Source organism: Micromonospora musae (assembly GCF_003626545.1).
Taxonomy (GTDB): Bacteria; Actinomycetota; Actinomycetes; order Mycobacteriales; family Micromonosporaceae; genus Micromonospora; species Micromonospora musae.
In genome coordinates, this window is record NZ_RAZS01000003.1 from 419579 (window position 1) to 432831 (window position 13253).

Below are 13253 nucleotides of genomic sequence, written 5' to 3' on the forward strand. Positions count from 1 at the left end.
CCGCCCACCGAACGCCACGGCCCGGACCGGCCGGTGCCGCGGTCCGTCTCAGCGGGGAGTCAGGACCAGGCTGACCGTCCGGTTGCGGGCCTCCCGCTCGAAGGGCCGCTCCGACTGCTCCGCGGACCTCATCGCGAACGCCGTCAACGGCAGCCCGCTCGCCGCGGCGAGTTCCCGCGCGGCGTCCTCGGCCCGGCTCAACGCCGTTCCGGAACCGCCGCTCGTCCGCCCACCCGGAACCGGCACGCTGTGCCCGACGACGGTGATCGACGCGTCGAGCCCGTCCAGCCGACGGCCGACCCTCTCGAGCAGCGCGGCCCCGTCGGCGGTCAGCCGAGTGTCCTCGATGAACAGGCCCTCCCGGAAGTAGACCTCGACGGCGCCCGGCCCGCGCTTCACGATGACCCCGGGCATGGTGAGCCGCCGGCTGATCACGTCGAGCCGAGCGGTCAGCCGCTCGGCGGCGGTGGAGCGCTCGGCCTCCACCTGCGCCAACCGGCGGGCCAGCTCCTCGGCGCGCCGCCGCTCCTCGTCGGCCGCGTCGGACGGCGACGCGGTGGCGGCAGCGGGTGCGGTCGCCACCGGCCGGGGCGGGTCGTCGCCGGCCACGGCGACGGCCGCGCCGGCGACGGCGGCCACGGCCAGCACCCCGCCCGCCACCGCCACCCGCGTGGGTTGGGCGACCGGCCGGGGCCGGAGCTGCCCGGCCGTGATCCCGGCGAGGACCCGCCGCCCCTCGGCGGCGCCGGCATGCTCCGGGTCGCCGGCCTGCACCCGCGCCCAGTACTCGTCGGCGTCGCGCCAGCGGCCCTGCTGCGCGCGGATCCGGGCGAGCAGGTCGAAGACCGCCACGTCCTCGGTCTCCAACCCGGCGAGCACCTCGGCGGCGGCGTCCAGTTCGCCACGGCGGGCCGCCGCCGCGGCCCGGCTCACCGCCAGGTCGGTGTCGATGGCCGGCCCGCTCATCGGAGGGTCAATCCAATGATCTTGTTCTGCTCGCCGTCCGGGAGCAGCCGGACCAGTCGGCTGTTGACCGCGTCGAGGGCCCGCTCGTCGTTGGCGGCCAGCGCCTCCCGACCCTCCTGCACCAGCCTCGCCGCCTCGCCGGCCGGCTGCATCCGGTGCTGCTGCTCACCGAGCCAGTAGAAGACCTGCACCGACCAGCCGGGCTGGCGGCGCTGCAGGTCGATGAGGTAGCCGGTCACCCGGTCGATCTCCGCCCGGATCCGCGCCGAGCTGCCGCTGGCGATGGCGTCCTCCGCGCGCCGCTCCAACTCGGCGTGCTCCTGACGGTCGGCCTGCTGCCCCGCCCGGGCGGCCAGGTCGGCCGCCTCGGCGAGCAGCTCACGCAGCTCCTGGACCATCGCGGGCCGGTCGGCGGCCTCCTCGATGTCGTCCAGCTGCGCCTGCACCTCACGCAACCGGTCCTCAGCGGTCGCCGCAGCGCCGGTGTCCACGGCGGCGGCGCGCACCTGCTCCCGCGCGGTGGTCAGCGTGCCCTCCGCCGAGAGCTGGTCGAGTCGGTCGCGCACCTCCGGGGTCTGGGCGGCGTGCGACTGGCGCAGGGTGTCCACCCGGCCCTCGACCTCGCCGAGGGTCTTCACGAGGTCGTCCGCCTTCGGCGCGCGTACGTCGTCGAGGTTGATCTCCGCGTCGAACTGGGTCTGGATGAGCGGCACGTCCGCCACGACGGTGATGAGGTTGGAGGCGTCCACCTCGAAGGTGACCTCGACCTCGGTGCCGGCCGGCAGGTCGATCCGCAGGTCCACCGGGCGGATCTCCAGCATGCCGACCTGCCGGTTGCGGTCGGCGCGGTTGCGCTCGCCCTGGACGACGGGGATGCGGACCAGGGCCTCGCCGTCCGACCGCCGCAGCGCGGCCGCGGTGCGGAACACCTCCCGCGCCCGCGCCGGCAGGGTCGCCCCCTTGCGCAGCAGCGGCGCGAAGGCCCGGTCGGCCAGCTGGATGCCGAGCGAGTGGGTGAGGCGGGCGCCGCCGAACTCCACCTCCCGGTGGGTGATCGTCAACGAGTCGGGGACCACCTTCCGCGGCACACCGGCCCGGTCGGTGAGCTCGATGCGGAAATGGGACACCTTGTGCTCGTCGATGTCGACCTCGGCCATGAATGCGCCTGCGGCGTTCACCGCGATCCGGCCGCTGCGGAACGGGGGCTGGCCGCCCGGATTGCTGAGGACGACACCGAAGCCCGTGAAGTCCACCTCCGAGGAGGCGTGCAACCGCCCGGCGACCGTCGGGGTCGTCGTGGTCACGCTCGGCTCGTAGGCGAGTTCGAGCCCGAACTCGTCCGCCGCCGGCTGGAACGACGGCGGGTCGGGGTGCCGGACCGTACTGGCGAAGATCGCGGCTCCGCGGGCGACCACGGTCGTCGGGTCGAGGCTGGTGTCCAGCGTGATGCCGAGGCCGTCCCGAGGATCGGCCAGCCGCTCACGGAGGCCGGGGGAGAGGGTCACACCACCCACGAGCAGCAGCTTGTCGATGTCGTCCGGGCGCAGCCCGCCGTCGGCCAGCGCCTGCCGGCAGAGGTTGACGGCCCGCGCGTAGAACGGCTCGGCGATGCGGTCGAGCTCGCCGCGCCGCAGCGTGTACTCGAACGTCTCGGTCTCGCCGTCGCCCACCGTCAGCTCGACCATCAGCTCGACCGCGTCCCGGCGCGAGAGCTGGATCTTGCCGTCCTCGGCGGCACCCTTCAGCTTGGCGAAGTTACCCCGCCACGCCGGGTTGTCCCGGCGGAAGTCGGTCAGCCCGAGGGCCTCCGCGGCCGCCGGTGCGAGGACCCGCTCGACAACCGCCCAGTCGATCAGCTTGCCGCCCAGGTAGGGGTCGCCGGCATGGTTGAGCACCCGCAGGTCGCCGTCGCGCTTGCTCACCACCGCGGCGTCGAAGGTCCCGCCGCCGAAATCGAAGACCATCCAGTAGGCCCGATCGTCGGCGTCGTGGAAGCCGTACGCGAACGCGGCAGCGGTGGGCTCCTGCACCAGCGGGCACGCGGCGCTGAACCCCGCCAGGGTGGCCGCCTCCAGGGTCGCCTTGTTCTGGTTCAGCGAGAAGGCCGCCGGCACGGTGATCACCGCGGCGTCCGGCGGGCTGCCGGCGTGGTGCGCCGCGTCGGCCCGCAGCGACTTCAGCACCTCCGCGGAGAGCTGCGGCGGAGTGAGCCGCAACCCGCCCTTGACGAAGTCCTTGCCGGCGTCGGCCAGCCCCATCTCGAGCTTGAACTCCGAGGTCGCGTTGTCGGGGTCGCTCTCCACCCGCTCGCGCGCCTTCCGGCCGACGTGCACCGTGCCGGGCTTCGGAATCCACACCGCCGACGGCGTGATGTCCCAGCCGTCGTTGTTCTTGATGACCGCGACGGCGCCATCCTCTTCGACCATCGCGATCGCGCTGTTGGTGGTGCCGAGGTCTATGCCGAAGTCGATGGTGTCACGCATTGTCGTTCCCTCCGTCGGGGGATTGGCTGGGGGTACCGACGATCACCTGTCCCATCTGGACCAGGCGGCCGTGCAGGTAGACCGAGGGCCGCACCGTCTCGAGGACGGTCTCGGCGGTGAGGGCCGGGTTCTCCTGATAGACGAGCACCTCGAGCGCCCGGCCGGGGTTGAAGGCGTCACCGTCGTGATCCTGAAGGACCAGTCCCGCGTCGGCCAGCGCCTCCGAGCAGGTGCGCAGGTATCGCGCGGCCTGACGGTCGCGGGGGCTGGGGCGTTCACCCGGCGGGGTCAGCTTGCGCTCCGCCCGCCACAGGTTCGTCGCGGCCGTCGCGAGCGCCGCCTCGTCGGGCTGCGCGGGCGTGACCGCCACCGGCTCGTCGGGCGCGGCCTGCGCCACCGGATCCGGTGGCTGCGTCGGCGTGGCCGCCTGCGCCTGGGCCAGCAGCGCCTCGATCTGGCGGCACTGCTGCTCCGTCCAGACCGGCGCGGAGATCCGGAACGCCGGATGGTGCCGACGCTGACGCAGCTCCTCGCGCAGCCGAACCAACCGGGTCACAACGTCACCCCCCGGCGCCACAGGGTCAGCATGGGCAGGTAACGCGCCCGGAGATCCGGTGACAAGTTCACCGCCTCCTCCATCAGGTCAGCGGCGCGATCGAGTTGCCCCGCGCGCCGGGACAGTTCCAGGGCCTCCTCGGCCAGTAGCCGGGCCCGTGCGCTCGGCGGAGGCGGCTCCACGACGCCGCCGTCCGGCTTCCCGGCCCGGTCGACGCGCTGCCGCCGCTTGCGCAGCTCGTCGGCGAGAACGCCCGCCGACGCGAGCCGATCACCCGTCGTCACCTCCAGCGTCGCCAGCACGATTCGGTCGAGCTCGGCGTCCACCCCCGGGTTGTAGCGGCTCGGCGGCAGCGGCCCGCGCGCGAACCGGCTCGGCGAGTACGAGGAGAGCGGGCCACCGTCGTCGTACGGCAGGCGGTTGGTGAGCAACAGGTAGGCGATCGTGCCGACGGACCAGACGTCGCTGGCCCGGGAGTACCCCTCCCGGCGCAGCACCTCCGGCGCCATGAAGGCGAACGTCCCCTGGGCGCTGGCGAGCATCGTGAACGGGTCGGCCCGCTTGGCGAGGCCGAAGTCGCTGACGCGCAGCCGCATGCCGCTGCCGTCGTACCCCACGAGGATGTTCGCCGGTGTGAGATCCCGGTGCAGGATCGGCGGGTCCTGCTCGTGCGCGGCGGTCAGGCCCGCGGCGATCTGCTCGACGACCTCGACGACGAGCTCGACGGGGGCGGTGGGGGAGTGCGCGCGGGCCAGCCGCTCCAAGCTGCCCCCGGCGACGTACTCCATCGTGAAGAAGCCACGGACGCCCCGTGCCGTGCGCACCGTCCCGGCGTCGAAGACGCGGACGATGTTCGGGTGGCCGAGCGTGGAGAGCAGCCGCGCCTCCTCCAGCAACGTGCGGGTCTCCTCCAGCGACGCGACCCGCTTGAAGACCTTCATCGCCTGCCAGCCCAGGTACTCGTGCCGTACCCGGTGCACCTCGGCGAACGCTCCCTCGCCGAGCATCCGGTCCACGACCAGCGTCTCCGTCACCCGGTCACCGTTGTCGAGCAGCGTCATCGGCCGTCTCCCGCCTCGTCGGCCGGGTGGACGTTGAGCCGGTAGCCGATGCCCGTGATGGTCTCCAAGAGGCGCGGCGCGGACGGGTCCGCCTCGATGCTGCGGCGCACCGCGCGCACCACGCCGGCCAGGTCGGCGCGGGTGTAGGAGCGGCTCGGCGGCCACTCCTCGGCCGAACCCCAGAGCGCGGTGATCAGCTCCTCGTGCCCGCACGCGACGGCGGCGCCGTTGCTGCTGCGACCGACCATGTACCGCAGTAACTGGTGGCCCTGCGGACGCAGCCCACTCACCGCAGTCACGCCGTCCGAGTCGCAGCGGTACGCCCGTGCCTCCACCCAGTCGTAGCGCAGGCTGGGGCCGCGTACGGGCACCGCCGGCGGTGGCTCGAACGGTGCGGGCTGGGTGGTGTGCGGGTCGAGCAGCGTCAGCTCCCAGTACAGCGGCTCACCCTCGGGTGACATGTCGCCGAGGACCAGCAGCGTGTCGCCGTGCCGCAGGCGGCGGCGCCCGACCAGACGTTCGGTGCGTCCGCCGAGCGTACGCAGCAGGGTGCCGTTGACGCTCGCGTTGTCGGTCACCGACCACCCGCCGTCGACCACGTCCAACGTGCAGTGCAGCCGCCCCACCCAGCGCTGCGGATCCGGTTCGAGATTCACGTCGGGAGTGTGGTCCGGCGCGGTACGGCCGACCGTGATCGGGCCGTCCGCCAGCTGCAGGCCCGTGACCCTGCCCTCGGGTGAGCGCACTCGCAGCGTCACCCCGCGGGTCGTCGTCGGTGTCGTGTTCACTGCCAGAACCACTCGCTGAAGAGCTGGTCGTCCACCCGGTGGCCCAGACAGACCACGTAGTCCGGCGGCGGGGCCCCCCGCCCGTTCCACCACGGCGGCCAGGCGGCGGTCACCGTGTACTTGTCGGACGGCTGCGAATTCGCCAGACTGCTGCATGCGGCGTCCGCCTCCGCCCGCACCTCGCTCTCGTCGGACCATGGCCCGGTCACCGGCGGATAGCCGAGGATCTGCGCCCAGTGCGGCTGGTCGCAGCGCACGACGGGCATCTTCTCGTCCCACTTGGCGAGCGGCTGCGGTGCCGCCAGGCAGGTGCCGGCCGGGGGATTGCTGAAACTGCCCTGGTGCGACGTCAACGGCAGCATCGCGGGCACTTCGACGTTTCGGGAACTCGCCGCCGTGGCCTGGCCGTTCCACCGTGTCTCGTTGCTCCGGCGCGCCGCGCAGGTGGCGTAGTTCGCCTCCGGATCCGACGCCTCCCAGTCGGACTGGCCGGGATAGATCACTTCGGGGTCGTAGGTCTGCGCGGGCAGGCTGAACTGCGCCAGCTTCTCCGCGCACAGGAACCTGGCCAGTCGAGATACCTCTTCGGTGCCCGGGTACTCCTCAGCCTCCACCGCCAGCGGCACATAGGCCACCACCTCGGCCCAGTGCTCCTGCGAGCAGTCCACGAGACTGACGGCCGCGTCGCCGTCGCGCCAGTCGCCCCCGTCGGCGACGCAGGCGACCACCGGCGGGTTGTCGCTGATGCTCCGGCCGTGGACGTCGACCCCCTGTCCGTCAGGATCGTCGAAGACCTGGTACAGCACGTAGATGACGAGCAGCAGCGCGCAGACGGCGACCGCGCCGAGGACGCGGCGCCGCCGGCCCTGTCGCTCGTACGCCGCCCGCTGGGCGGGCCGGTAGCTGAACTCGCCGGCGTTGAGCTCCGCCAGCATCCCCCGGACCACGGTGGTCATGGCCTCGTCGTCCGACTGGCTGAGGATGTTGCGCAGGAACTGCAGGGCGGCGTACCGCCCGTGAGTCCGCTGCAGCAGGTAGACCCGGGCCCGGAACTCCTGGATCGCCCGCTCCTCGCCGAGGAAACCCTCGCGGTTCTCGTCGATCCTGCGGACCGTCTCCGGGTCGGTCGCGAGCGACTCCGCCTCGTCCAGCCACGTCTGCACGTCGCCCTCGTACCGCCCGACCTTGCCCTGCTTGGCGACCGCGCAGTTGTTCAGGGCAACCGCGATCCGGTTGCGCGCGGTGGAGGTACGGCGATGCCGATCGACCGGGGCGAGCCCTTCGAGGCGGGCGAGGGCGGGAAGGGCCTCCGCGTGCACCCTCGCCACCGTGCCCTCGATGTCACCGGACTCGAGGAGCCGGTGCAGCTCACCCATGATCGTCTCGAGCTTCTCGTACTGCGGACCGGCGGCCTCCTCGATGAGCCGATCCCGGTCACGCTCCGGAACGGGCCAGTCCGCGAGGCTCTTTCGCAGCGGAGCGGGGTAATCCGCGGTGGCGGCCAGCTGCAGCAGCGGCGCAACCAGCACACCCGGCAGCTCGGCGCGCAGCGACTCCACCACCGAGGCGTCGAGCTGCCGGTCGTCGAGCCGCTCGACGCGGTGGTGCAGGTGGCGCCAGAACGTCGCCGACCGCAGGGTCTTCGTCCAGGCCGCCGCCGCCGCGGCCCACCGGTCGTCCACCCGACCATCCATGGCCAGGGCCAGGACGTCAGCCGCAGCCATGTCGAGCACCTCGGCGTGGGCCTGCACCGCGCGATCGTGTTCGGCGTGTGTCGTGGACGGGCACTCGCAGCCGTTCGGCGCGCCCCAGGTGCCGAAGACCTCGTGCACCAGGCGACGTCGAGGGTCACCGAGCAGGACGTCGAACGCTCCCCGCAGCTGCTCCGGGCTGACCGACGAACCCAACCCGTCGACGTCCGCGCCGACCTTGAGCGCCGCCGCCAGGCGCTGCTGCCGGCGGCGGGCTGTGGGTCGGTCCACGTCGACCGGCAGGCCTGTCACCCGGAAGGCGTTACGCCGGTAGAGCTCCGGCCCGGCGACCTCACGCAGACCCGTCAGCACCGCCTCATCCACGTCGGCTCCCCAGGACGACATCACGCACGGCAAAGATCGGTTTACCCGATCCGAACGTAGCCCTCTCAGTGGACCTTGACGATGCTCGGCACGCCGACGGCGCCATGAACATTAGCCACAATGGACGGCTTCGGGAGCCCCGTCCGGGCGTGTCGTGCTCCGCCATCGCCCCGCTCGGTCCAGCGCCGGGGCGATGTACCGAGTCTGCCGGGAAGGGGTCGCTCCGAGCCACGGAAAACAGTTGGAATTCAGATGGGCGTCGCCGCGTCCGCCGGCCCGCCGCCGACCGGGGAGTCGGTCGACGGCGGGCCGGCGGGGGAGCGCCGGGAGGACCAGCTACGGCGTCGCCAGCCCGAGGCCGATCGTCCTGGTCAACGTGGCCTCGTCGTCGTCGCCGTCCAACGACCAGATCATCGCTCCGGCGAGGCCGGAGCGGCGGATGTAGAGCATCTTCTGCAGGACGACCGCCGGATCGTCGTACGTCCAGAACGTCGTGCCGTCGAAGAGCCAGGCGTGCCCACCGCGAAGATCACGGTGCAGGGTGTAGCCGCTGCCCGGCAGGGTCTTGAGTCGCCGGTAATCCTCGAACCCCGCCTCGAAGGTCGCCGGCGCGGGCCCCGCCGCGGGCTGGAACAGACCGTCCCCGCCCCCGGTGACACCGGTCCAGCCCCGACCGAAGTACGGCACGCCCAGGACCAGCTTCCCGCGCGGCGCGCCCCGGGCGATCCAACCGTCGATCGCGACCTCCGCAGAGAAGTCCGGGTCGTCCGGCGCGCCTGTCGGCACGCGCAGCGCCGAGTGCTGGTTCGTCACCGGGTCCCATCCGCCGTGGAAGTCGTACCCCTGCACGGTGGCGAAGTCCAGGTAGCGGAAGATCTTGCGTCCCTCGTAACCGGCGTCCATCGTGGCGGGGTTGGCCGGCAGGAAGGCCGTCAGCTCGTGGTGCTTGCGGGTCGTCCGGCCGTAGGCGTCCAACTGCCGGCGGAACTCGGCGAGCAGCTTGGTGAAGTTCTCCCGGTCCTCCGGGCGGAGGACGTTGCCCGGCTCGCCCGGCCAGTTCGGCCACTCCCAGTCCAGGTCGATTCCATCGAAGACGCCTGCGGCCGCACCCGGTCCGCCGCTGCCCCCGTCGAGGATCGGCAGGTTGCCCTTGAGGTAGAGGTCTATGCAGGAGGCCACGAACGCCTTGCGGGAGGCGTCGGTGCGAGCGGCGTTCGAGAAGTACGTCGACCAACTCCAGCCACCCAGCGAGATCAGCACCTTCAGGCCGGGGTGGCGGGCCTTCAGCTTCGCCAACTGGCCGAAGTTGCCGTTGAGCGGTTCACCCCAGGCGTCCGCCACGCCGTCGACGCTCTCCTCGGCCGGGACGGGGCGCTGGTAGTCGGCCCACGCGTCGCCCTCACCCGGCCCGCCGTCGACGTAGCAGCGGCCGTCCTCGCTCACGTTCCCGAAGGCGTAGTTGATGTGGGTCAGGCGGCTCGCGGCCCCCGAGGATTCGAGCTTGCCGACCGTGTAGCCCCGGTCGTAGATCCCCCACTGGGTGAAGTAACCCACCCGGAGGTAACCGGAACGGTCGTGGTTCTTTCCGCCCGCGCTCGCGGCGGTCGGTGGGCCGGCGGTGATCAGCATGGTCGCCAGGGCGACGAGGGCGGTGAGACGGAATGTTCGCATGGCACTCCCATAGGATTGCGCGAAATTAGTAAAGAGCCCTTCCTGATCGATGAAGTTAAACGGATCACACTCTGCGGTCAAGCATTGACACCGAGCACTCGCCGGCGATGCCGATCAGTGGCGGCGCCAGCGGATCGGCAGCCGCTTCACCCCACGCTGGAAGTTCGACCGCAGGTAGGCGGGCTCGCCCGCGTACGAGACGCCGGCCGTACGCGCCAGCAACGCCTCCAGCAGTGCGCGGAGCTGGCACCGGGCCAGCCGCGCGCCGAGACAGAAGTGCGGTCCGTGGCCGAACGCGAGATGCGGATTCGGGTGCCGCGTCACGTCGAGCCGGTCCGGCTCGGCGAACACCCGCTCGTCGCGGTTGGCGGAGGTGAACGAGACGACCACCTTCTCGCCGGCCCGCACCGGCGTGCCGGCGATGGTGGTGTCCACGGTGGCGGTACGCCGGAACACCATCACCGGCGTCCACCAGCGCAGCAGCTCGTCGACGGCGGTGTCGAAGAGCGCCGGCTCCCGACGCAGCCGCGCCAGCTGCGCGGGATGCTCCAGCAGGGCGATCATCGCCCCCGGCAGGCCGTTGCGGACCGTCTCGTTCCCGGCCACGGCGAAGAGCCAGAACATGTTCTCGAACTCCTCCGTCGAGAGCCGCTCCTCGCCCCGCTGCGCCAGCAGGACGGACATCACGTCCCGCCCCGGAGTGCGGCGCTTCGACTCGGCCAGCAGATGCGCGTACGCGTAGAGGTCGGCCATTCCGGCTCGGCTGCGCGGATCCGGCATCCGGCCGTCGGGGCCCGGCGCCGGCCGCTGCCGCAACGCCTCGCGCGCCGCCTCGGTGCCGGTCCGCGCGTCGAACGCGGCCGACACCGCGTAGTCCGGATCCTGGAACCCGATCACCCGGTTGGACCAGTCGTAGAGCAACCAGCGGTCGGCCTCGGGCACCCCGAGCACGTCCGCGAGCGTGAGCAGCGGCAGGTCGGCGGCGAGGTCACGGGCGAAGTCGAATACCCCCTCGTCCGCGTCGCCGAGCACGCGGTCGACGAGCATCGCCGCGTTCGCGCGGATCGACGCCTCCAGCGCGGCGACCGCGCGCGGAGTGAACGAACGGGCCACCGGCCGACGCAGCCGCCCGTGCTCCGGCGGGTCCAGGTTGAGCATCATCCGCCGGACGTAACCGAGGTCCTCCGCACTGGACGGATCACGGACCTGGGTGGCGCCGAGCCAGGACGAGAAGAGCTCCGGCTGCCGGAGCACGTCGGTCACGTCGGCGTGCCGGAGCACCAGCCGGAAGCCCGGTCCACCGGGCAGCCCGAGCAGTGGCGGCTCCTCGACCCACACCACCGGGCTGGTCGCGCGCAGCGCGGCGAGCAGTTCGTGCGGAACGCCGTCGACGTAGGTGCGGGGATCGACCAGCGGAGTCGGGTCGAGCCTCACCGTCCGAGGAAGTCCTCGACCACGGTGGCCAACCGCACCGGCGCCTCGTACATCGCGTAGTGCCCGGCGTCGGGGAGCACCTCGAGCCGGGCGTTGGGGTAGTGGCGCATCCAGGTCTCGCGCATGGTGTCGGCGCCGAGCGCCGGATCCTGCGCGCCGACGACGGCGAGCGCCGGCACCGGATTGCCCTTCACCTCGTCGGTGAAGTCGGTACGCGCCCAGGCGGTGAGGTAGGCGCCGAACGCCTCGCGGTCGGAGTTCTCGACGGAGAAGCGGACCATCTCGTCGAGCCACCGGCCGGAGAGCCGGTTGCCGGTGGTGAGGTCGATGATGGCGCGCCGGTTGTCCGGGTTGGCGGCCGCCCCGTCGAAGAGCGTCCAGCTCTGCAGGTCGAACGGCACCCCGCCGGCGGGGATCGGGCTGATGCCGACGAGGCGCTCCACCCGCCCCGGCGCGTCGGCGAGCACCCGCTGGGCCGCGCTGCCGCCCATGGAGTGCCCGACCACGGAGAAGCTGCTCCAGCCCAGTGAGTCGGCCAGGTCGATTGCGTCGCGGGAGATCTCGGCGATGCTGTGGTCACCGGCTACGTCGGTGCGGTCGCCGTACCCGCGGTAGTCCAGGAACGCCCAGGTGAAGCGGTCGCCGTCGATCAGCTCCGGCAGCCAGCCCCAGCCGCGGGCGGAGCCGAACCAGCCGTGCAGGGCGAGCACCCGCCGCGGCCCATGCCCGACGGTGATGTGGTTGATCGTCATGACGACCCCTTCCGCTGCTGCGGCGCTCCGACGGGACCCGGCGCACGTGGAAGCGACCGTAGTGCCCGCGGCAACCGAGCGGAAGGGGGCGGTCGCCGGCTGTACAGATTTCCGCTGTCGATGCGCCGGTGTGGACCCGGGCGGGCGGTCGCCGAGGTCCACACCGGTCCGGCCGGGATCGACCCGCCCGGGTGGCGGCTCATCAGTCGCGCGGCGGGTGGTCCCGCCGCGCGACGGCGAGGGTCACGCCTGGTTGGCGGCCGGGATCCGGACGGGGCCGAAGCTCTCCTGGATCCAGTTCGGGTACGCCGGCTGCGGACGGCTCACCGCGTCGAGCTCGGCGAGGTCCTGCTCGGTCAGCGTCAGGTCGGCGGCGGCCAGGTTGTCGGTGAGCTGGTCCAACCGGCGGGCGCCGATGATGACGCTGGTGATCGCCCGCTGGGCGAGCACCCACGCGACCGCGGCCCGGGCCGGGCTCACCTCGTGCCGGGCCGCGACGGCGCGCAGCACGTCGACGATCTGGTGGCCCTTCTCCTCGTCGAACTGGACGAAGTCACCACCGACCTGGCTGCGCCGGGAGATCTCCGCGCTGTCGGTGCTGCCCGGCTTGAACTTGCCGGAGAGGAAGCCACCGGCGAGCGGGCTCCACACCGTGAGGCTCACTCCCTCGTCCTCGGCCATCGGCACCAGGTCGCGTTCGGCGTCGCGGGAGACGAGCGAGTAGTGGATCTGGTTGGCGACGAACCGGGCCCGGTCCTGCCGCGCGGAGATGCCCAGGGCCTTGCTCACCTGCCAGGCCGCGAGGTTGGAGCTGGCGATGTAGCGGACCTTGCCCTGGCGTACCGCGTCGTCGAGGGCGGCGAGCGTCTCCTCCATCGGCGTCAGGTGGTCGTAGTTGTGGATGTGGTAGACGTCGATGTAGTCGGTCTGCAGCCGGCGCAGGCTGTCCTCCAGCGCCCGCATCACGTGCAGGCGGGTGAGGCCCTGGTCGTTGGGGCCGGGGCCGACCGGGGCGAGGAGCTTGGTGGCGAGCACGATGTCACGCCGGCGCTGCTTGATCGCCCGGCCGACCATCTCCTCGCTCTCGCCGTCGGCATAGACGTCGGCCGTGTCGATGAAGTTCACCCCGGCGTCGAGGGCCACGCCGAGCATCTTGTCGAGATCTTCCTGCCCGAGCGCGCCGATCTTGTCGAACACCGGGTGTCCGGCGCCGCCGAACGTCATCGTCCCGAGCGAGATCTCGGAGACCCAGACGCCCGTCCGCCCCAAAAGCCGATACTTCACCTATAGCTCCAATTGGTCGTATTCTGCCGCGCGGAGATGCCAGCATGCCGTGCGCCGGGCTGCGCGGACACAGTGTCGGACACGTTGTCCGGCAGAAATGCTACACGCGGTCGAAGTCGGCTTCCGAAACGGAAAAAACGCCCGATATCATGGAAACTACCCGGATCTGGCCAAACCGGAGGG

Annotated in this window: 10 protein-coding genes; all 10 read right to left on the reverse strand. The window is 72.1% G+C overall.

What is annotated here, in order from left to right; all coding sequences use genetic code 11:
• Positions 1–48 precede the first annotated feature (48 nt).
• Positions 49–966 (reverse strand): hypothetical protein, encoded by a 918-nt coding sequence (locus tag D7147_RS10040; RefSeq protein WP_120676020.1) that lies wholly within the window; start codon positions 964–966, stop codon positions 49–51.
• Positions 963–3449 (reverse strand): Hsp70 family protein, encoded by a 2487-nt coding sequence (locus D7147_RS10045; RefSeq protein ID WP_120676022.1) that lies wholly within the window; start codon positions 3447–3449, stop codon positions 963–965. Before D7147_RS10045 ends, D7147_RS10040 begins: the two co-directional genes overlap by 4 nt.
• Positions 3442–4005: a hypothetical protein gene (locus tag D7147_RS10050; protein WP_120676024.1), complete on the reverse strand. Its 564-nt coding sequence runs from the start codon at positions 4003–4005 to the stop codon at positions 3442–3444. The genes D7147_RS10045 and D7147_RS10050 overlap by 8 nt, the downstream gene beginning before the upstream one ends.
• Positions 4002–5066, reverse strand: a complete 1065-nt coding sequence (locus tag D7147_RS10055; protein ID WP_120676025.1) for a serine/threonine-protein kinase — start codon at positions 5064–5066, stop codon at positions 4002–4004. Before D7147_RS10055 ends, D7147_RS10050 begins: the two co-directional genes overlap by 4 nt.
• Positions 5063–5947, reverse strand: coding sequence for an FHA domain-containing protein (locus D7147_RS10060; protein ID WP_267900758.1), 885 nt, complete (start codon positions 5945–5947; stop codon positions 5063–5065). Before D7147_RS10060 ends, D7147_RS10055 begins: the two co-directional genes overlap by 4 nt.
• A complete protein-coding gene (locus D7147_RS10065) occupies positions 5851–7929 on the reverse strand; it encodes a septum formation family protein (RefSeq protein ID WP_158609333.1) in 2079 nt (692 codons plus the stop codon). The genes D7147_RS10060 and D7147_RS10065 overlap by 97 nt, the downstream gene beginning before the upstream one ends.
• Before the next feature lie 336 nt (positions 7930–8265).
• Positions 8266–9600, reverse strand: a complete 1335-nt coding sequence (locus tag D7147_RS10070) for a glycoside hydrolase family 18 protein (RefSeq protein ID WP_120676031.1) — start codon at positions 9598–9600, stop codon at positions 8266–8268.
• 114 nt (positions 9601–9714) lie between these two features.
• Positions 9715–11034, reverse strand: coding sequence for a cytochrome P450 (locus D7147_RS10075; RefSeq protein WP_233563062.1), 1320 nt, complete (start codon positions 11032–11034; stop codon positions 9715–9717).
• Complete coding sequence (locus D7147_RS10080; protein WP_120676033.1) at positions 11031–11786, reverse strand: alpha/beta fold hydrolase; 756 nt, start codon at positions 11784–11786, stop codon at positions 11031–11033. The genes D7147_RS10075 and D7147_RS10080 overlap by 4 nt, the downstream gene beginning before the upstream one ends.
• Positions 11787–12029: 243 nt before the next feature.
• Positions 12030–13070 (reverse strand): aldo/keto reductase, encoded by a 1041-nt coding sequence (locus D7147_RS10085; protein ID WP_120676035.1) that lies wholly within the window; start codon positions 13068–13070, stop codon positions 12030–12032.
• Positions 13071–13253: the final 183 nt, after the last annotated feature.